This is a genomic window from Janthinobacterium foliorum, assembly GCF_978021625.1.
Window position 1 is genome coordinate 190,343 of sequence record NZ_CDXDQE010000014.1, and the last position, 18,596, is coordinate 208,938.

The window sequence follows — 18,596 nt, forward strand, 5'->3', positions numbered from 1 at the left end:
TGGGCGGTGATGGTGCTAACTACTATTAACGCGAGTACAGCTCGACGATCAGCGATTCGTTGACGTCGTTAGCGATTTCGTTACGCTCTGGCAGGGACTTGAAGGTACCTTCCATTTTCTTGGCATCAACCGAAACCCAGCTAGGCATACCAACTTGTTCAGCCAGCGACAGTGCTTCAACGATACGCACTTGCTTTTTCGATTTTTCACGAACAGCGATGATGTCACCAACTTTAACTGCGTACGAAGCGATGTTCACAACGATACCGTTCACGGTGAACGCTTTGTGGCTGACCAGTTGACGCGCTTCAGCGCGGGTCGAGCCAAAGCCCATGCGGTAGCAAACGTTGTCCAGACGCGTTTCCAGCAACTTCAACAGCGTTTCGCCGGTGTTGCCTTTACGACGGTCTGCTTCAGCGAAGTAGCGGCGGAATTGACGTTCCAGCACGCCGTACATGCGCTTGACTTTTTGCTTTTCGCGCAGTTGGTTACCGTAGTCCGAGGTGCGGGCGCCGGATTTGACACCGTGCTGGCCTGGCTTGACGTCCAGTTTGCACTTGCTGTCCAGCGAGCGACGTGCGCTCTTCAGGAACAGGTCTGTACCTTCACGGCGGGAAAGTTTTGCTTTAGGTCCGATATAACGTGCCACGATACTTCCTTTTTTTAAATGATAACGCCCCAGCCACATGCATGATCAAACACACTGATGCGGTTAGGCGCTAGTCTGATTTGGTTTCAATCAGACGGTGGCTGAAAACGAAAAACCCGTCAAACAGGATTTGACAGGCAAGAACAGCCGGGCAGTATAACCGTTTCCGGCTCCCTGCTCCAGCGTTTTCACACAACTGTACTGAGTTACAACAGACAGCAAAGCAGCTGGCGCCGAAGCGCCCTCTGCAACACTATCTTAGATACGACGACGTTTCGGTGGACGGCAACCGTTGTGCGGTACCGGCGTCACGTCCTGGATCTCGGTGATCTTGATGCCCAGGTTGTTCAGCGCGCGAACGGCGGATTCACGACCAGGACCTGGGCCCTTGATACGTACTTCCAGGTTCTTCACGCCACACTCAACAGCCACTTTACCAGCGGCTTCCGCGGCGACCTGCGCTGCGAATGGGGTCGATTTACGCGAACCCTTGAAGCCTGCACCGCCGGAGGTAGCCCACGACAAGGCATTGCCTTGACGATCGGTGATGGTAATGATGGTGTTATTGAACGATGCGTGGACATGTGCGATGCCTTCAGCGACGTTCTTTTTAACTTTTTTACGCACGCGTGCTGATGCGGCGTTATTTTGCGACTTAGCCATAATTATTCCCTAGCGGATTATTTTTTCAGCGATTGAGCGGCTTTACGCGGTCCCTTGCGGGTACGTGCGTTCGTACGCGTACGCTGGCCACGGCAAGGCAGACCCTTACGATGACGCATGCCGCGGTAGCAACCCAGATCCATCAAACGCTTGATGTTCATGGACAGTTCACGACGCAGATCGCCTTCGACGATGAATTTACCTACTTCATCGCGCAGCTTTTCCAGTTCGCTGTCATCCAGATCTTTGATCTTTTTGTTGGTTGCTACACCGGTCGATGCACAGATTTTCTCTGCGCGTGGACGGCCCACACCGTAGATGGCCGTCAGGCCGATAACGGTATGCTGATGATTTGGGATATTAACCCCTGCAATACGTGCCATTTGTTATTCCTCGATTAACCTTGACGCTGCTTGTGACGTGGTTCCACGCAGATAACGCGGACTACGCCTTTGCGCTTGATGATCTTGCAGTTGCGGCAGATCCGCTTGACTGATGCGAGAACTTTCATTTTTGGGCTCTTTCTTTCGCTTCTTTGGTTTGATTCAGTGTGTTACTTGGTACGGAACACAATGCGGGCTCGGCTCAGGTCGTACGGCGTCAACTCCACCGTCACCTTGTCTCCAGGGAGAATGCGAATATAATTCATCCGCATTTTACCTGAAATATGCCCGAGCACCACGTGTCCGTTCTCCAGCTTCACTCGAAATGTTGCATTTGGGAGATTCTCAAGAATCTCGCCCTGCATCTGTATGACGTCGTCTTTTGCCATTCGGTATGTTTACCGCGCTTAACGCGTCGGAATTCCGCCCTTGAAATTTGCTTTGCGCAGCAGCGAATCATATTGCTGCGACATCACGTAGTTCTGTACTTGCGCCATGAAATCCATGGTGACAACTACAATAATCAATAAAGAAGTACCGCCGAAATAGAATGGTACCTTCCACTGGGCTTGCATAAATTCCGGCAATAAACACACCAGGGTGATGTAGACTGCGCCGGCAAGTGTCAAGCGTGTCAGGATCTTGTCGATGTAACGGGCTGTCTGCTCGCCTGGACGAATCCCGGGAATGAACGCACCGCTTTTCTTCAAGTTATCCGCTGTTTCCTTGCTGTTAAAGACCAGCGCTGTATAGAAGAAACAGAAAAACACGATCGCCACTGCGTACAACAGCGCATGGATAGGCTCACCAGGCCCCATCGATGCTGCCAAATCTTTCAAGAACCGCACCGCAGGGTTAGCGTTGTCGGCGCCCTTTGAAAACCAGTCCACGATAGTGGCCGGGAACAAGATGATCGAAGAAGCAAAGATCGGCGGGATCACGCCGGCCATGTTCAGCTTCAACGGCAAATGGCTGGTTTGACCGCCATAAATCTTGTTGCCTACCTGGCGCTTCGCGTAATTGACCAATATTTTGCGCTGACCACGTTCGACGAATACAACGAAGTACGTTACCAGTGCTACCAGGATCACGATGAAAATCGCGCTGAAGCTGCTGATCGAACCATTCGACACCTGAGTGAACAAGCCACCCAACGCCGACGGCAGACCGGCTGCAATCCCGGCAAAAATGATGATCGAGATGCCATTCCCCAAGCCGCGCTCGGTAATTTGCTCACCCAACCACATCAAAAACATTGTTCCGGTCAACAAAGTGACGACCGTCACGAAGCGGAATGCAAGACCAGGCTCCAACACCAGACCAGCTTGCGACTCCAGTGCGACTGCAATGCCTAACGCTTGGAACAGTGCCAGGGCCACCGTGAAATACCGGGTGTACTGGGTGATCTTGCGACGACCTGCTTCGCCTTCTTTTTTCAACGCTTCCATCTGCGGTGACACGATCGACAGCAATTGCATGATGATCGAGGCCGAGATATAAGGCATGATACCCAGCGCAAACACTGTAAAACGAGACAAGGCACCGCCCGAGAACATGTTGAACATGCCCAGGACGCCGCCTTCGTGCTCCTTGAACAGCGAGGCTAATTGTGTCGGGTCAATCCCGGGAACCGGGACGTGAGCACCGATACGATAAACCACCAATGCGCCAAGCAAAAACCAGAGCCGTCCCCAAGGGAAACCGGCCGCTGCACTTTTAGCAAGTTGTGGATTAGTCGCCAATTTTCGCTCCGATCAAGCTGTTAGCGGTCAACTCAGGCTACCGAGCCGCCGGCTGCTTCGATGGCTGCTTTCGCGCCAGCGGACACTTTCAAGCCCTTCAAATTCACCGCTTTGGTGATTTCGCCGGACAAGATCACGCGCACGTCACGGGCCAACACGCCCAGAACGCCAGCTTGCTTCAAGACCAGAATGTCGACATCGCCAACAGCCAGGTTGTTCAGATCGGACAGGCGCACTTCAGCTTTGAAGGTTGCGTGCATCGATTTGAAACCGCGCTTAGGCAGACGGCGTTGCAGAGGCATCTGACCGCCTTCGAAACCGACTTTATGAAAGCCGCCCGAACGCGATTTCTGACCTTTGTGACCACGACCCGAGGTTTTACCCAGGCCGGAGCCGATACCGCGACCGACGCGACGCTTGTAGTGCTTAGCGCCTTCGGCTGGTGCAATAGTATTCAATTCCATGATTTGCTCCGTTCGTGTAAGCCCGAAGGCTTACCCGACAACTTTAACGAGATACGATACTTTATTGATCATGCCGCGTACGGATGGGGTGTCTTGCAATTCGGAAACCGAATTTACACGACGCAGACCCAGACCGCGCACGGTAGCGCGATGCGATTCGCGCGTACCGATCAAGCCCTTGACCAATTGCACTTTGACTGTGTTTGTCATTTTGTCCACCTTAAGCCAGAATGTCTTCGACCGACTTGCCGCGCTTGGCAGCGATATCGGAAGCAGTGCTCATTTTCGACAGGCCGTCCAGCGTAGCGCGTACCAGGTTGTATGGGTTGTTCGAACCGGTGGATTTCGCCACCACGTCCGTCACGCCCATCACTTCGAAGATAGCGCGCATTGCGCCACCAGCGATAACGCCAGTACCAGGCTTAGCTGGGTTCATCAGGACCTTGGAGGCGCCGTGACGACCAACAACCGTGTGATGCAAGGTGCCGTTTTTGAGCGGTACTTTGATCAGGTTGCGACGGGCTTCTTCCATTGCCTTCTGCACTCCAACTGGCACTTCTTTCGATTTGCCCTTGCCCATGCCGACGCGGCCATCGCCATCACCAACTACGGTCAGCGCGGCGAAACCCATGATACGACCACCCTTGACCACTTTGGTCACGCGGTTGATCGCGATCATTTTTTCGCGCATGCCATCATCCGGCTTGTCGCTTTGCATTTTTGCTTGCATTTTTGCCATGATTGATCCTTAGAACTTCAGACCGGCTTCGCGTGCGGCTTCTGCCAACGCTTTCACACGGCCGTGGTAACGGAAACCGGAGCGGTCGAACGCAACTTCGGTAATTCCTGCTTTCAACGCTTTTTCAGCGACGCGCTTGCCGATCAAGGCTGCAGCAGCGGCATTGCCGCCTTTGCCGGATTGGCCTGCCAGTTCAGCGCGTACTTCCGCTTCAGCCGTCGAGGCCGAAACCAGGACTTTAGCGTCCGGGCTGATCAGGTTGGCGTAAATGTGCAGGTTGGTGCGGTGCACCGACAAGCGATTTACTTTCAATTCCGCAATCTTGATGCGGGTTTGGCGTCCGCGGCGAAGCCGTGATTCTTTCTTATCCATCGTCAGCCCCTAATTACTTCTTCTTGGTTTCTTTAAGCTTAACCACTTCGTCCGCATAGCGAACGCCCTTGCCTTTATACGGCTCAGGAGCGCGGTAAGCACGAACTTCAGCGGCTACCTGGCCAACCTGTTGACGGTCGATACCTTTAATCAGGATCTCGGTCGGGGTTGGTGTTGCGCAGGTAACGCCGGCTGGCATGTCATGCACTACAGGGTGCGAGAAACCCAGGGACAGATTCAGCTTGTCGCCTTGAGCTTGCGCCTTGTAACCCACGCCTACCAGGTTCAGCTTTTTCTCGAAACCCTTGGTGACGCCAACAACCATGTTGTTGACCAGTGCGCGCAGCGTGCCGGACATGGCATTGGCTTCGCGGCTGTCGTTCGCCACGTCGAAACTCAGGGTTCCTGCATTGTTTTCCACTTTGACCAGGCCGGTGAGGGCTTGGGAAAGCACGCCCAGCGGGCCTTTTACGGTGATCGCTTGTGCGGAGATGGCGACTTCGGCGCCAGCTGGCACTACGATAGGCATTTTAGCTACTCGAGACATGTGTAACTCCTTAAGCCACGTAGCAAATAACTTCGCCGCCGACACCGGTAGCGCGTGCTTTGCGGTCAGTCATGACGCCTTGCGGAGTCGACACGATCGCCACACCCAAGCCATTCATCACAACAGGGATCTCGTCTTTACCCTTGTAGACGCGCAGACCCGGACGGGACACGCGCTCCAAGCGCTCAATAACGGGACGGCCAACATAATACTTCAAACCGATCTTCAGTTCCGCCTTGCCACCAGCTTCGGCAACAGCGAAATCTTCAATGTAACCCTCGTCCTTCAGGACGTTGGCAATCGCAATTTTGACTTTCGACGATGGCATGGCCACGGTCGTTTTTTGCACGCCTTGTGCGTTGCGAATGCGGGTCAGCATATCGGCGATAGGATCGCTCATACTCATTGCATATTCTCCTATTACCAGCTTGCTTTTGTCATACCCGGAATTTCACCACGCATGGCGAATTCACGGAGCTTGATACGACCCAGACCGAATTTACGGAATGTGCCGCGCGGACGACCGGTGATTGCGCAACGGTTACGTTGACGCGTCGGATTCGAGTTACGTGGCAGCGCTTGCAATTTCAAGCGCGCTTCGTAACGCTCTTCTTCCGATTTCGACTGGTCATCAACGATGGCCTTCAGCTCAGCGCGTTTGACGGCGAATTTCGCAGCCAGGTCTACACGCTTTTGCTCACGGTTAATCAGTGCCAATTTTGCCATGATCTCAGTTTCTGAACGGGAATTTAAAGGCGGCGAGGAGCGCTTTGGCTTCATCGTCGGTCTTAGCGGTTGTCGTGATGCTGATATTCATACCGCGCAACGCGTCAATCTTGTCGTACTCGATCTCAGGGAAAATGATCTGTTCCTTGACACCGATGTTGTAGTTACCACGACCATCAAATGCACGGCCGTTCACACCACGGAAATCGCGTACGCGCGGCAGAGCCACGGTAATGAAGCGATCCAGGAACTCGTACATGCGAGCGCCGCGCAGGGTGACCATCGTACCGATCGGATAACCTTCACGGATTTTGAAGCCTGCGATAGCTTTGCGGGACTTGGTGGTCACTGGCTTCTGGCCGGCGATCTTGGTCAAGTCAGCAACAGCGTGCTCGAGAACTTTTTTATCCGCGATGGCCTCACCAACACCCATGTTCAGGGTGATCTTGGTCAGGCGTGGAACTTCCATTACCGACTTGTAACCAAACTTGCTGGTCAGGTCGGCAACGACTTTTTCTTTATAGAATTCTTGGAGACGTGCCATGATTTCTTAAGCCTTCACTACTTCGCCGGAGGATTTAAAGACGCGGACTTTTTTGCCATCCACTTCTTTGAAACCCACGCGATCTGCCTTGCCAGTCGCTGCATTAAACAATGCAACGTTGGACACGTGAATTGGCATGGTCTTATCGACGATACCACCAGTTACGCCAGTCATCGGGTTTGGCTTAGTCGCTTTTTTAGCGATGTTAATGCCGTCAACCACGATATGTTCAGCATCGATACGCTGCTGTACCACACCACGTTTGCCCTTGTCTTTCCCGGTCAGAACGATGACTTCGTCGTTTTTACGAATCTTATCCATTACGACTCCTTACAGGACTTCCGGTGCCAGGGACACGATTTTCATGAACTTCTCAGTGCGCAGTTCGCGCGTGACAGGTCCAAAAATACGGGTACCGATCGGTTCCAGCTTGGCGTTCAACAGAACGGCGGCGTTGCCGTCGAACTTCACCAGGGAACCGTCTTGGCGGCGAACACCTTTAGCGGTGCGCACAACCACGGCGTTATAAATTTCACCTTTTTTGACACGGCCACGTGGCGCAGCAACCTTAACGGTTACCTTGATCACATCGCCAATGCCAGCATAACGGCGCTTGGAGCCGCCCAATACCTTGATGCACATTACTTCTTTGGCACCGGTATTGTCAGCCACTTCGAGCCGGCTTTCAGTTTGAATCATAGTATTCTCTTTCCCAACTTAAGCCGAAGAATCCACACAATGTAGACCCACGGTCAGTCTTGGTCCCGCCAGAGCCGCCCTGCTGGGCTTCACTGTTTGGGTGCATGACCTTCATACATCAACTGACCGCGAATGCTACTGTCTGTGGCCAGACACTTTGCGGCGTTACATGAACGAAGCCCGCAAGTATTACATACAATTTGCGGGCCTGCAAGTACTAATTAAAACCCACCGCCGAAACGGTGGTTTTTATTTAAACGGTTGGTGCGGCTTGAACCACACGTGTCACCGTCCATGCCTTCGTTTTGGAGATCGGGCGACCTTCCTGGATCTCGACCGTGTCACCGGCCTTGACTTGGTTGGTCTCGTCATGCGCGTGATACTTGTTCGAACGCATGATGATCTTGCCATACAAAGGATGTTTTACGTGGCGCTCGATCAGAACGGTAACGGTCTTGTCCATCTTGTCCGAAACCACTTTACCGATCAGCGTGCGCTTGAGCGACTGTTTCACTGGTTCGTTCATTTGGCTTCCTTCAGATTCATTACCGTCTTCACACGCGCGATATCGCGGCGTACCTTCTTGAGCTGCGAAGTGTTGCTCAGCTGTTGCGTAGCGATTTGCATACGCAGGCCGAACTGTGCCTTCAACAGGTCATTCAGCTCTTTTTGCAGAGCCGGCTGGTCCTTGCCGCGGAGTTCAGATGCTTTCATATACAACTCCAATTATTGGCCGACTTGACGTACGACAAACGTCGTAGCCAGTGGCAGTTTAGCGGCGGCAAGACGGAAAGCTTCCCGTGCCAGCGCTTCATCAACGCCATCCATTTCGTACAGTACTTTGCCTGGCTGAATTTCAGCGACGTAGTACTCAGGATTACCTTTACCGTTACCCATACGGACTTCAGCCGGTTTGTTCGAAATCGGTTTGTCCGGGAAAATACGGATCCAGATACGGCCACCGCGCTTGATGTGACGCGTCATTGCACGACGCGCCGCTTCAATTTGACGCGCAGTGATACGACCGCGCGCAACTGCCTTCAGACCGAATTCGCCAAACGACACGGCGGTGCCGCGGCTGTGCGAAATACCGGTGTTACGGCCTTTCTGCTCTTTACGATACTTTCTGCGTGCTGGTTGCAGCATGATTATTCTCCTGCTTTCTCAGCTGGTGCAGCGGCGGCCGGTTTAGCGGCGCGCACACGAGCAGCACCTGGTGCTGTGGATGGTTTCGCACCCGCTGGACGTGGGCGGCCGGCTGGCTTGCCATCGTCACGGCGTGGACCGCGGCTCTTCTTCTCGTCAGCTGGAGTATCGATGACTGGTGCATCGCCGTTAGGCGCGCGGTCACCTTTGTATACCCACACCTTGACGCCGATGATGCCGTAGGTGGTCGACGCTTCGCTGGTACCGTAGTCGATATCGGCACGCAGGGTATGCAGAGGCACGCGGCCTTCGCGGTACCACTCTTTACGTGCGATTTCGATACCGTTCAGACGGCCGGACGACATGATCTTGATACCGAGAGCACCCAGGCGCATTGCGTTTTGCATTGCGCGCTTCATGGCGCGGCGGAACATGATCCGTTTTTCCAGCTGCTGAGCGATCGAATCGGCGATCAGTTGCGAGTCGATTTCTGGCTTGCGGATTTCTTCGATGTTCACGTGAACAGGCACGCCCATGATCTTGGTCAGCGCGGACTTCAGTACTTCGATGTCTTCGCCTTTTTTACCAATGACCACGCCTGGGCGCGAGCTGTAGATCGTGAAGCGCGCGTTCTTGGCTGGGCGCTCGATAACGATGCGGCCAACGGAAGCGTTCTTCAGTTTCTTTTTCAGGTAAGCACGTGCTTTCAAGTCTTCGTTCAGCATGGCAGCGAAATTACCGTTGCCTGCATACCAGCGCGAAGCCCAGTTACGGGTGACCGCCAGACGGAAACCGGTTGGATGAATTTTCTGACCCATCGTGGCTCCTTAGTTACCGACAGTCACGTAAACGTGACAGGATTGTTTCGAAATACGGTCGCCACGGCCTTTTGCACGCGCGGTGAAGCGCTTCAGGACGGGGCCCTTTTCGACGTAGATCGTTTTCACGAACAATTCGTCGATGTCCGCGCCATCATTGTGCTCGGCATTCGCAATAGCGGATTCCAGAACGCGCTTGATGATCGCAGCACCTTTTTTCGGGCTGAATTGCAAGATGTTGAGTGCTGCGTCAACTTTCTTGCCACGGATCAGGTCAGCAACCAGGCGGCCCTTTTGGTCCGACAGGCGCACACCTTTGAGGATAGCTTTAGTTTCCATTATTTCTTAGCCTTTTTGTCAGCTGCATGGCCCTTGAACGTACGGGTCAGTGCGAATTCGCCGAGCTTGTGACCAACCATGTTTTCGGAAACATAAACCGGCACGTGCAGCTTGCCGTTATGTACCGCGATCGTCAGGCCGATAAAGTCAGGCATGATTGTCGAACGACGCGACCAGGTTTTGATTGGCTTTTTGTCTTTGGCTGCTTGCGCGGCTTCAACTTTTTTCACCAGGTGGGCGTCACAGAACGGCCCTTTTTTCAATGAACGTGTCATGTGCTACCCCTTATTTCTTGCCGCGGCGCGAGACGATCATGGAAGTCGTACGCTTGTTGCTGCGCGTCTTCTTACCTTTAGTCTGTTGGCCCCAAGGCGAAACTGGATGACGACCAGCTGCTGTTTTACCTTCACCACCACCGTGCGGGTGATCGACCGGGTTCATGACCACACCGCGAACGGTAGGACGAACACCGCGCCAGCGCATCGCACCAGCTTTACCGATTTTACGCAGGCTGTGCTCGGCATTGCCGACTTCACCAACGGTAGCACGGCACTCGATGTGCACGCGACGTACTTCACCCGAGCGCAGACGCACTTGAGCGTAGGTACCTTCACGGGCCATCAGCACGACGCCGGCGCCGGCGGTACGTGCCATTTGGGCACCTTTACCTGGCAGCATTTCGACGCAATGCATCACGGTACCGACTGGGATGTTACGGATTGGCAAGCAGTTACCCGATTTGATCGGTGCTTCCGAACCGTTCATCACGCTGTCGCCAACGGCCATGCCTTTGGTTGCGATGATGTAGTGACGCTCGCCGTCGGCGTAGCACAGCAGAGCGATATTCGCGGTGCGGTTTGGATCGTATTCGATACGTTCCACTTTCGCTGGAATACCATCTTTGGTGCGCTTGAAGTCGATCAGGCGATAGTGTTGCTTGTGACCACCACCGATATGACGGGTGGTGATGTGACCGTTGTTGTTACGACCAGCGGTCTTGGATTTCTTTTCAACCAGGGCAGCGAACGGACGACCTTTGTACAGGTCGGCATTCACCACCTTTACCATGCCGCGACGGCCTGGCGAGGTTGGTTTCATCTTAACGAGTGCCATTATGCAGCCTCCTCGGAGAAGTTGATTTCCTGGCCAGGCTTCAGGCACACGAAAGCACGCTTGGTATGGTTACGACGACCGTTGAACTTGCCGGTGCGCTTTTGCTTACCTTCGCGGTTTGCAGTTTGCACGGACAGAACTTCAACCTTGAACAGCAGTTCGACCGCTGCCTTGATTTCAGGCTTGGTTGCATCCGGCAGTACGCGGAATACAATTTGCTCGTTCTTTTCCGCGACCATGGTGGCCTTTTCGGAAATCACGGGCGCCAACAGCACCTTCATCAAGCGTTCTTCGCTATGTTTCAAAATCGCGCTCATGCCAGCATCTCCTCAATCTTGGCCAATGCAGCTTTGGTGACCAGGATCTTCTTGTAGAACACCAGGGACATCGGGTCTGCGTGACGTGGCTCAACGACGAGTACGTTAGGCAGGTTGCGCGATGCCAGTTCCAGGTTTTCGTTCAGAACGTCGGTGATGATCAGAACCGAATCAAAGCCCAGGCCGTTCAATTTTTGCGACAGCAGCTTGGTTTTTGGCGCGTCGATCGTCAGATCGTCGATGACGATCAGGCGCTCTTCGCGGGCCAGCTGCGACAGGATCGAGCAGATACCTGCGCGATACATTTTTTTGTTCACTTTGTGGGTGAAGTTTTCGTCAGGCGAGTTCGGGAAAATCCGACCACCGCCGCGCCACAGTGGCGACGACGACATACCAGCACGCGCGCGGCCGGTACCTTTTTGGCGCCATGGCTTTTTCGTCGTGTGGTGAACTTCTTCACGGTCTTTTTGCTTGCGGTTACCACTACGTGCATTCGCTTGATAAGCGATGACGACTTGGTGGATCAGCGCTTCATTGTAGTCACGGCCGAAAATCGTATCGGCTGCAGCAACGTTCGAGGCGGCTTGACCTTGCGCATTCAGAAGCTTGAGTTCCATCGTTTAAGCTCCCTTCTTGGCTTTGGTTTTGATGGCTGGCGAGACAACTACCTGGCCATTTTTCGCACCTGGAATCGCGCCTTTGACCAGCAACAGCTGACGGTCGGCATCGATACGGGCGATCACGAGGTTCTGGATCGTACGGTTAACGTCACCCAGATGACCGGTCATGCGCTTACCAGGGAAAACGCGACCTGGATCTTGTGCCATACCGATGGAACCTGGAACGTTATGCGAACGCGAGTTACCGTGCGTTTGACGGCCGGAAGCGAAGTGGTAACGTTTGATAACGCCTGCATAGCCTTTACCGATGGTAACGCCTTGCACGTCGATCTTTTGACCGACTTCGAACAGGGAAGCAGCGATAACTTCGCCAGCTTTCAGTTCAGCGGCTTTAGCAGCGTCAACGCGGAACTCTTTCAACAGAGTACCGGCTTCAACACCAGCTTTAGCGTGATGACCAGCAACAGCTTTGGTCACGCGGGAAGCGCGACGTTGACCGAATGCGACCTGAACAGCGGAGTAACCATCTGTTTCAGGGGTTTTGATTTGCGCAACACGGTTGTTCGATACGTCCAACACGGTGACAGGAATCGAATCCCCTTCATCCGTGAAAATGCGCATCATACCAACCTTGCGACCGAGAAGGCCTAGGCTCATTTTTTCTCCATTCCCACCTGCGATTGGGCGGGGCTTGTTTAACTACAAAGTAACGTAGGACTCAAAAAAGACGAATCCATACCGAAGCCGGCTAGTATATAGCACAAAAACCCTTGACGCAACAAGTTAACACGAGGTATGTCAAAGTGTTGCGCGACGCCCCTGCGGAAGTTGTCGGCGCACGTGAAAAAGGACGCGCCCGGACAAGGAAAAAGGCGGCAAAGCACGGCCGCATGCGGCTTGCGCGCATTGCACGGCGCGCATTCCCACCACCCGCAAGCACAAAAACAACAAGGGCGCGCACACGACGTACACGCCCCTCTCGCCTCGCCAGGCATCAGGCCCCGGCAGGCGCTCCTCCGCTCGGCAATGCCTGTGGCGCATCACGGGACTGCGCCACGGGCTGCCGCCTACTTCTGGCAGTTGGCCAGGCAATGGTCATACAGGTCGGCGCAGATGGGGCTACCGCCCAGGTGGGCCTGGCAATTGGCGACTTTTTGCGCGCAGTCCATATAGCACTGCGACACGTCACCGGCGGCAAATGCATATGAAGCGCTCAGGCCAAGAGCAAACAGGAAGGCGGCGGTTTTCTTGATCATGGTATGTCTCCGTTTGATTGATATGCGAATACGATGGACGAACCGGCAGGGCTGCGGCGCCATCGTCGCCCCGCCCCGGCATGCTGCAGGCAGCCTGCCATTACCAAAAAAGTAATGCCAATAGAATACCGTAAACAATACCAACCAAACACCAATTAATTTATCTATCAGATAAGCTTATATGCTGAGCATGTTTGCCCTGGAAACGCCGATGGCCAGCCCGGAGATACGCCCGGACCGGCCATCGAGCCTTCATGACAGAGGCGCAGTTCCTCCTACTCTTGCGCCACCCCTTTGCCAATCTGATACCAGTCGACCTTGCGCGTGGCCACCATGATGGCTGCCAGCACGGCGAACAGCAGGATGCTGCCCATCACCAGCGCATTGTTTTCCGAGCTCAGCAAGCCATACAGGGCGCCGTACAGCATGGTCAGGGCGACGCCGAAGCCGATGCCGCGCCAGGCGTTGTGCAATACATGCGCCAGGTAAAAGCTGGTCAGCGCGATACAGGCGGCGCTGGCGATCAGGTAGGCGGCCAGGAAGGCGATATGTTCGGCCAGGCCCACCAGCAGCAGGAAGAAGATCACCAGCGACAGGCCTACCAGCAGGTACTGCACGGGGTGGATCGGCAGGCTCTTCAGTATCTCGAAGATGAAGAAGGCGGCGAAGGTCAGCGCCACGAACAGCAAGCCATATTTGGTGGCGCGGTCCGATTGCGAATACACATTCACCGGTTCGATGAAGCCGACGCTGAAACGGTCCACCTGGCCCAGCGGCGCGCTGTCGGGCACCTTGAATTCCCCCTCGATGGTGCTCAGCTGCGTTTGCGCATTGGTTGCCAGCGACGAGATGTTCCACGCCACATTAAAACCCTGGGCGTCGATCTGGCGATGTTTCGGCGACGGCAGGAAACGCCCGCCAAACTGCGGATGGGGCCAGTTCGACTTGATCTGGATCTGGCTATTCTTCGCCACCGGCACGAAGTGCTGGCGTTCGATGCCATCGAGACCCAGGTCAAAGCTGAAACGCACTTGCTGCGGCGCAGCCAAGGCCATGGCACCCAGCGGCGCATGCAGGCCGCTGCGGAAAGCGAACAGCTCGGTGCCCTGCTCGAATTCGATCTTCTGGCCGCCCCAGTCGATTTTCGGGATATTGCGGATGCCGCGCACGTCCTCGATCGACAGGGCGACAAAAGGCTCGCCCACGGTCACGCGCGAGTCCGGCGACTTGCGCGGCAGCTGGGTGCTGGCCGGCACGGTAAAGTCGCCCTTGAACGCATGCTGGCCACTGTAGACGAGCACCTGGTGGATGCCCCGGTAGCGGCGGTCCGTCTCGATGCTGCCATTGATCTGCAGATCGTTCGGGTAGACGAGCAGGCGGCGCTGCACCGTGCGGCGCAGCAACTCCGTGCGCAGCGGCACTTTCACGTCTTGCCCCTTGTCATCACCCTTGGCCACTTCCACGCGCTCGTCGTACTGCTCCGTGTAGGGAACCACGAGGATGGGTCCGATGATGGTTTGTTCGCGCACCGAATCGGCGGCGATGCTGTTGACGGCTTCCTGGCGGAATTCCATCCGCTCCTTGATCGTTTCCTGAATCATCAGCAGCGGCAAGCCGATCAGCAGCATCAGGCCAAACACGATCAACGCTTTGACGAATAAAGTTTTTTGCATGGCGCATCCTTGAAGTAAGGACGCCAGTGTAAAAAAACCATGTGCGCTGAATATGCGTTGCGTGTGAAGTCGGCAAATAAATGCAGGCCGGAAGCGGACCGGCTACGCCAGCGGCAGGCGCAGGCGGGCGCAGGCGCCGCCGTCCGCATGGTTGGCGACGTCGACCGTGCCGCCGTGCAGGGAAGCCACTTCGCGCACGAAAGGCAGGCCCAGGCCCGTGCTCTTGCCGGCCGCCGGGCGCGGCAGGGAATAGAAACGCTCGAAGACGCGCTCGAGCGCATACGCAGGGATGCCGGCGCCGCGGTCGCGCACGCTGATTTCCACCTGGCTGCCAAGGCGCCGCGCCAGCAGGTCGATGCAGCTGCCTGGCGGCGCGAAGCCGGCCGCGTTGTCGAGCAGATTGCCCAGCGCCTGGCGCAGCAGCAAGGCGTCGCCGGCGACGGCCAGCGCGTCGGCATCGAGCCGCAGGCGCACGCCGCGCGCCGCCAGGGTGGCAGCCGCATCCTGCGCCACTTGCGCCAGCAGCGGCGCCAGCGCGATGCGTTCCGGATGCTCGAGGTGCTGCTGCTTTTCCACGCGGACCAGGGCCAGCAGCTTGTCGATCAGCTGCCGCTGCCGCGCGTTCTGCTCGAGGATGCTGGCGAGGAACCGGCGCCGCTCGGCCGGCGGCATGTCTTCCTGCAGCAGTTCGGCCGAGGCCTGGATGGCGGCGATCGGGCTTTTCAATTCATGCGCCAGGGTATGCATCAGCTGCTCCACATACTCCTTGCCCTCGAGGCGGATGCGCATCGCTTCCAGCGCCCGCCCCAGGGTGCCGAACTCGTTCCTGCCCAGCGCCGGCAAGGCCACCTTGTGGCCCGCCTCCACCTCGCCGATATAGCGCATCAGCTTGCCCAGCGCATGGTGCAGCCACCAGGCGAACGCCAGGCCGATCAGCAGCGACAACAGCAGCAGCACGGCGCCGCGCTGCAATATCTTGCGCTGGCTGCGCTCGACAAACGCCTGCACGCTGGCGTTCGGCTTGGCCACCGTCAGCACGCCGATGACGTCGTTGCCATCGCGGATGGGCGCGGCCACGTGCATGACCGTCGACATCTCGTCGTCAGGCACGCTGCGCGTGCTGCGCGCGCCGTACTTGCCCTGCAAGGTCAGGTACACATCGTTCCAGCGCGAATAGTCGCGCCCCACGTCGCGTCCGCTGGAATCGAACAGCACGACGCCGCGCCGGTCCGTAATATAAATGCGGTAATCGAGCGTTTGCTTGCGCACGCCATTGATGTTGACGTCCACGCCATGGCGCGCGTAATCCTGCATGCGCGCCAGCACGGGCGAGCCGGCCAGCGTGCCGGCGCGCAGGTCGGGCGCCACCAGGCTGGCCAGCAGCTGCGAGGTGTCGACCAGGGTATCTTCCAGGGTCGAGCGCACGCCCGGCTTGACCTGCTCCATGAACACATTCAGCAGGAACCACGCGGCCAGGCCGACGATCAGGAAATAGCCGAGCAGGATGCGCAGGCCGATCTTCATGCGCCAGCCAGGCTGTAGCCGAGGCCACGGTGGGTGTGGATCGGATCGGTGTTCGCATCGACGGCGCGCAGCTTGGCGCGCAGCGACTTCACGTGCGCATCGACGGTGCGCTCGAGCGTGTCGGGCGCCCCGCTCCACACGCGCTGCATCAGCTGCTCGCGCGACAGCACGTGGCCAGGATGCTCGAGCAGGGTTTTCAGCAACAGGTATTCATAGCGCGTCAGCGCCAGAGGCTGGCCGTGAAACAGTACCCGCGCCTCCAGCGCCCGCAACTCGAAGCGCGCCGCCGTCGCGGCCGGTGCGGCTATCGTCATGCCAGTCTCGCGGGGCGCCTGGGCGCCGCCCGCGCGGCGCAGGATGACGCGGATGCGCGCCACCAGTTCGCGCGGCGAAAACGGCTTGGTGACGTAGTCATCGGCGCCGATTTCCAGGCCCACGATGCGGTCGATCTCGTCGCTGCGGGCCGTCAGGAAGATCACCGGCACGTCGGAAAACTGGCGCAGGCGGCGGCATACTTCCAGGCCGCTCATGTCGGGCAAGCCCACGTCGAGCACCAGCAGAACGGGCGCTGGCGCGGCATTGGCCGGGTCCGGGCGCAGTGCGGCCAGCGCCTGTTCGCCCAGCATCACGTGGCGCGGCGTGAAGCCGTCCGTGCGCAAGGCATAGGCGATGCTGTCGGCAATGGCCTGTTCATCTTCCACGATCAGGATAGTCTTGGACATGGCGGCACCGCATGTTGAAGGAAAGAGCCGGAGTATCCCCGAAGCAGGCAAGCGGCGTCAATCGCGCGCGTGCGGCGGGCATGCGGCGGGCAGACAGTGGCCGTAAAGCGACACCGGCAAAAGGCCGCCAACGATGAAAAACTGGTGGTATATTTAATATCGCATGACTCCACTGCTACACCGTGTCCCACACCCGTACGAGGAGACTATGAAGCATCTTACGCTCAAGCACCATGGCATCACCCTGCTCTGCGCCGCCGGCCTGCTGGCCGCCTGCACGACGCCCGCGTCGCTCATCACCACTTCCAACGAACAGTACGATGCCTGCAACGCGGCCGAACTCAAGGGCCAGCTGGGCGAGGCGGAACTGGCGTGCGTGCAGGCGCTGCGCACGGCCGAACAGGCCGGCGCCAGCGCGGAAATCATTTCGCAGCGCCAGTACAACCTGGGGCGCATCAAGCGCCTGCAGGGCAAGAATGCGGAAGCGGAAACACTCTACCGGCAAGCGCTGGCGACCGAAGAGGCGGCGCAGCCGCGCAGTGATGCGCGCGTCGGCCGGCGCCTGGTGGAGCTGGCCTCGGCGCTGTCGGCGCAAGGCAAATGGCAGGAAGGCAGCACCTACCTGGAGCGCGCCCTGCCCCTGCTGCCGAAACTGTCGCCTGCGGCGCGCGGCTATGCAACGCAAGTGCTGCAGCAGTATGCCAAACAGCTGCAGGGCGGCCCGCAGGCGGCCCTGGGCCAGCGTTTCGCGGCGGTGGCAGGCGGCCTGCAGTAAAAACGGCGGCCGAAATGCAATCAGGGCCGGTGCCATCAATGATGGAACCGGCCCTGACAGGCCTGGCGCGGAGTACCGCGCCGGCGGACGCCACCCTGACGGGTAGCGCTTAAAAAATCTTATTGCAGTTTGATTTCGACATCAACACCAGCTGGCAGGTCCAGCTTCATCAGCGCGTCAACGGTTTTGTCCGTTGGGTCAACGATGTCCATCAGGCGTTGGTGCGTACGGATCTCGAACTGATCGCGCGAAGTTTTGTTGACGTGCGGGGAACGCAGCACATCGAAACGCTGAATACGGGTAGGCAGTGGTACTGGGCCTTTGACGACAGCGCCGGTGCGCTTCGCGGTTTCAACGATTTCCAGAGCGGACTGGTCGATCAGTTTGTAATCGAAAGCCTTCAGGCGGATACGGATTTTTTGGTTTGGTGCCGACATGATATTTCCTTAAAAGAACGAACCGCGCAATGCGCACGGCAATGAGGTCATACGGGAATTTCTGACGCAACAACCGTCAGGGTCGACATGATAGCACCAAAATGCTTGCCAACCCCGGCAGTTGAATAAAAAGAAGGGCGCCGGGCGACGACGCGTCTTCTTTTATAGCCGCTTAATAATTAAGCGATGATTTTTGCAACAACACCAGCGCCGACGGTACGGCCGCCTTCGCGGATAGCGAAGCGCAGACCTTCTTCCATCGCGATCGGGTTGATCAGCTTGACGGTGATCGACACGTTATCGCCTGGCATGACCATTTCTTTGTCTG

At 56.7% G+C, this 18,596-nt stretch carries 33 protein-coding genes; 1 reads left to right on the top strand and 32 read right to left on the bottom strand.

From position 1 onward, the window contains the following. Positions 1 to 25 precede the first annotated feature (25 nt). The 30 genes from rpsD to creB all read right to left on the bottom strand — a co-directional run bounded on the left by rpsD (position 26) and on the right by creB (position 17,056). A complete protein-coding gene (gene rpsD, locus ACZ92H_RS24380) occupies positions 26 to 649 on the bottom strand; it encodes a 30S ribosomal protein S4 (protein ID WP_071325659.1) in 624 nt (207 codons plus the stop codon). A gap of 258 nt (positions 650 to 907) precedes the next feature. Then, positions 908 to 1,312: a 30S ribosomal protein S11 gene (rpsK, locus tag ACZ92H_RS24385; RefSeq protein WP_010394475.1), complete on the bottom strand. Its 405-nt coding sequence runs from the start codon at positions 1,310 to 1,312 to the stop codon at positions 908 to 910. Between the two features lie 17 nt (positions 1,313 to 1,329). After that, on the bottom strand, positions 1,330 to 1,695 hold the full coding sequence (gene rpsM / locus ACZ92H_RS24390) for a 30S ribosomal protein S13 (protein ID WP_046681666.1): 366 nt from the start codon (positions 1,693 to 1,695) through the stop codon (positions 1,330 to 1,332). Positions 1,696 to 1,709: 14 nt separating this feature from the next. Further along, a complete protein-coding gene (gene rpmJ, locus ACZ92H_RS24395) occupies positions 1,710 to 1,823 on the bottom strand; it encodes a 50S ribosomal protein L36 (protein ID WP_010394471.1) in 114 nt (37 codons plus the stop codon). 42 nt (positions 1,824 to 1,865) lie between these two features. After that, positions 1,866 to 2,084, bottom strand: coding sequence for a translation initiation factor IF-1 (gene infA / locus ACZ92H_RS24400; protein ID WP_005663428.1), 219 nt, complete (start codon positions 2,082 to 2,084; stop codon positions 1,866 to 1,868). A gap of 18 nt (positions 2,085 to 2,102) precedes the next feature. Continuing rightward, complete coding sequence (gene secY, locus ACZ92H_RS24405) at positions 2,103 to 3,437, bottom strand: preprotein translocase subunit SecY (protein WP_071325660.1); 1,335 nt, start codon at positions 3,435 to 3,437, stop codon at positions 2,103 to 2,105. 32 nt (positions 3,438 to 3,469) lie between these two features. Further along, positions 3,470 to 3,901, bottom strand: a complete 432-nt coding sequence (gene rplO, locus ACZ92H_RS24410) for a 50S ribosomal protein L15 (protein ID WP_034753211.1) — start codon at positions 3,899 to 3,901, stop codon at positions 3,470 to 3,472. Between the two features lie 30 nt (positions 3,902 to 3,931). Next, positions 3,932 to 4,111, bottom strand: a complete 180-nt coding sequence (gene rpmD, locus ACZ92H_RS24415) for a 50S ribosomal protein L30 (RefSeq protein ID WP_010394435.1) — start codon at positions 4,109 to 4,111, stop codon at positions 3,932 to 3,934. A gap of 10 nt (positions 4,112 to 4,121) precedes the next feature. Continuing rightward, positions 4,122 to 4,640, bottom strand: coding sequence for a 30S ribosomal protein S5 (rpsE, locus tag ACZ92H_RS24420; protein ID WP_010394433.1), 519 nt, complete (start codon positions 4,638 to 4,640; stop codon positions 4,122 to 4,124). Between the two features lie 9 nt (positions 4,641 to 4,649). Then, positions 4,650 to 5,012, bottom strand: a complete 363-nt coding sequence (gene rplR, locus ACZ92H_RS24425) for a 50S ribosomal protein L18 (RefSeq protein WP_010394431.1) — start codon at positions 5,010 to 5,012, stop codon at positions 4,650 to 4,652. A 13-nt stretch (positions 5,013 to 5,025) separates the two neighbouring features. Beyond that, a complete protein-coding gene (rplF, locus tag ACZ92H_RS24430; RefSeq protein WP_071325661.1) occupies positions 5,026 to 5,559 on the bottom strand; it encodes a 50S ribosomal protein L6 in 534 nt (177 codons plus the stop codon). Positions 5,560 to 5,569: 10 nt separating this feature from the next. Next, positions 5,570 to 5,965 (bottom strand): 30S ribosomal protein S8, encoded by a 396-nt coding sequence (rpsH, locus tag ACZ92H_RS24435; RefSeq protein WP_071325662.1) that lies wholly within the window; start codon positions 5,963 to 5,965, stop codon positions 5,570 to 5,572. Positions 5,966 to 5,979: 14 nt separating this feature from the next. Continuing rightward, positions 5,980 to 6,285, bottom strand: coding sequence for a 30S ribosomal protein S14 (rpsN, locus tag ACZ92H_RS24440; protein WP_131375588.1), 306 nt, complete (start codon positions 6,283 to 6,285; stop codon positions 5,980 to 5,982). Positions 6,286 to 6,289: 4 nt separating this feature from the next. Continuing rightward, on the bottom strand, positions 6,290 to 6,829 hold the full coding sequence (rplE, locus tag ACZ92H_RS24445; protein WP_010394421.1) for a 50S ribosomal protein L5: 540 nt from the start codon (positions 6,827 to 6,829) through the stop codon (positions 6,290 to 6,292). A gap of 6 nt (positions 6,830 to 6,835) precedes the next feature. After that, entirely contained in the window at positions 6,836 to 7,150 is a 315-nt protein-coding gene (gene rplX / locus ACZ92H_RS24450) for a 50S ribosomal protein L24 (RefSeq protein ID WP_010394419.1), read from the bottom strand. Positions 7,151 to 7,159: 9 nt separating this feature from the next. Then, complete coding sequence (rplN, locus tag ACZ92H_RS24455; RefSeq protein WP_008444317.1) at positions 7,160 to 7,528, bottom strand: 50S ribosomal protein L14; 369 nt, start codon at positions 7,526 to 7,528, stop codon at positions 7,160 to 7,162. 253 nt (positions 7,529 to 7,781) lie between these two features. Further along, positions 7,782 to 8,054, bottom strand: a complete 273-nt coding sequence (rpsQ, locus tag ACZ92H_RS24460) for a 30S ribosomal protein S17 (RefSeq protein WP_010394415.1) — start codon at positions 8,052 to 8,054, stop codon at positions 7,782 to 7,784. Beyond that, a complete protein-coding gene (gene rpmC / locus ACZ92H_RS24465) occupies positions 8,051 to 8,242 on the bottom strand; it encodes a 50S ribosomal protein L29 (RefSeq protein WP_010394412.1) in 192 nt (63 codons plus the stop codon). The genes rpsQ and rpmC overlap by 4 nt, the downstream gene beginning before the upstream one ends. 12 nt (positions 8,243 to 8,254) lie before the next feature. After that, positions 8,255 to 8,674: a 50S ribosomal protein L16 gene (rplP, locus tag ACZ92H_RS24470; RefSeq protein WP_038497037.1), complete on the bottom strand. Its 420-nt coding sequence runs from the start codon at positions 8,672 to 8,674 to the stop codon at positions 8,255 to 8,257. A gap of 2 nt (positions 8,675 to 8,676) precedes the next feature. Continuing rightward, positions 8,677 to 9,492, bottom strand: a complete 816-nt coding sequence (gene rpsC / locus ACZ92H_RS24475) for a 30S ribosomal protein S3 (protein WP_071325663.1) — start codon at positions 9,490 to 9,492, stop codon at positions 8,677 to 8,679. Positions 9,493 to 9,501: 9 nt separating this feature from the next. Further along, complete coding sequence (gene rplV, locus ACZ92H_RS24480; protein ID WP_170840583.1) at positions 9,502 to 9,834, bottom strand: 50S ribosomal protein L22; 333 nt, start codon at positions 9,832 to 9,834, stop codon at positions 9,502 to 9,504. Then, entirely contained in the window at positions 9,831 to 10,106 is a 276-nt protein-coding gene (gene rpsS / locus ACZ92H_RS24485; RefSeq protein WP_008444295.1) for a 30S ribosomal protein S19, read from the bottom strand. Before rpsS ends, rplV begins: the two co-directional genes overlap by 4 nt. A gap of 10 nt (positions 10,107 to 10,116) precedes the next feature. Next, positions 10,117 to 10,944 (bottom strand): 50S ribosomal protein L2, encoded by an 828-nt coding sequence (gene rplB, locus ACZ92H_RS24490; protein ID WP_034753198.1) that lies wholly within the window; start codon positions 10,942 to 10,944, stop codon positions 10,117 to 10,119. Then, positions 10,944 to 11,261 (bottom strand): 50S ribosomal protein L23, encoded by a 318-nt coding sequence (gene rplW / locus ACZ92H_RS24495; RefSeq protein ID WP_010394398.1) that lies wholly within the window; start codon positions 11,259 to 11,261, stop codon positions 10,944 to 10,946. The genes rplB and rplW overlap by 1 nt, the downstream gene beginning before the upstream one ends. After that, positions 11,258 to 11,878 carry a 50S ribosomal protein L4 gene (rplD, locus tag ACZ92H_RS24500; RefSeq protein ID WP_034753197.1) on the bottom strand — a complete coding sequence of 207 codons (621 nt, stop codon included), beginning with the start codon at positions 11,876 to 11,878 and terminating at the stop codon, positions 11,258 to 11,260. The genes rplW and rplD overlap by 4 nt, the downstream gene beginning before the upstream one ends. A gap of 3 nt (positions 11,879 to 11,881) precedes the next feature. Beyond that, entirely contained in the window at positions 11,882 to 12,538 is a 657-nt protein-coding gene (rplC, locus tag ACZ92H_RS24505) for a 50S ribosomal protein L3 (protein WP_092802121.1), read from the bottom strand. Between the two features lie 410 nt (positions 12,539 to 12,948). Continuing rightward, positions 12,949 to 13,137: a hypothetical protein gene (locus tag ACZ92H_RS24510; protein ID WP_465051230.1), complete on the bottom strand. Its 189-nt coding sequence runs from the start codon at positions 13,135 to 13,137 to the stop codon at positions 12,949 to 12,951. Positions 13,138 to 13,412: 275 nt separating this feature from the next. Continuing rightward, positions 13,413 to 14,810: a cell envelope integrity protein CreD gene (creD, locus tag ACZ92H_RS24515; protein WP_465051229.1), complete on the bottom strand. Its 1,398-nt coding sequence runs from the start codon at positions 14,808 to 14,810 to the stop codon at positions 13,413 to 13,415. Between the two features lie 102 nt (positions 14,811 to 14,912). Continuing rightward, a complete protein-coding gene (gene creC / locus ACZ92H_RS24520) occupies positions 14,913 to 16,334 on the bottom strand; it encodes a two-component system sensor histidine kinase CreC (RefSeq protein WP_465051228.1) in 1,422 nt (473 codons plus the stop codon). Beyond that, positions 16,331 to 17,056: a two-component system response regulator CreB gene (creB, locus tag ACZ92H_RS24525; protein WP_465051227.1), complete on the bottom strand. Its 726-nt coding sequence runs from the start codon at positions 17,054 to 17,056 to the stop codon at positions 16,331 to 16,333. Before creB ends, creC begins: the two co-directional genes overlap by 4 nt. A gap of 208 nt (positions 17,057 to 17,264) precedes the next feature. Here creB and ACZ92H_RS24530 point away from each other — a divergent pair, with 208 nt between their 5' ends. Next, complete coding sequence (locus tag ACZ92H_RS24530; protein ID WP_465051226.1) at positions 17,265 to 17,831, top strand: tetratricopeptide repeat protein; 567 nt, start codon at positions 17,265 to 17,267, stop codon at positions 17,829 to 17,831. A gap of 119 nt (positions 17,832 to 17,950) precedes the next feature. Here the strand turns inward: ACZ92H_RS24530 and rpsJ are convergent, their stop codons facing one another. Both rpsJ and ACZ92H_RS24540 read right to left on the bottom strand, forming a co-directional pair. Beyond that, positions 17,951 to 18,268 (bottom strand): 30S ribosomal protein S10, encoded by a 318-nt coding sequence (gene rpsJ / locus ACZ92H_RS24535; RefSeq protein ID WP_010394389.1) that lies wholly within the window; start codon positions 18,266 to 18,268, stop codon positions 17,951 to 17,953. A 179-nt stretch (positions 18,269 to 18,447) separates the two neighbouring features. Further along, positions 18,448 to 18,596, bottom strand: a 149-nt coding sequence (locus tag ACZ92H_RS24540) for an EF-Tu C-terminal domain-related protein (protein ID WP_019923558.1), incomplete at its 5' end; no start/stop codon positions are given.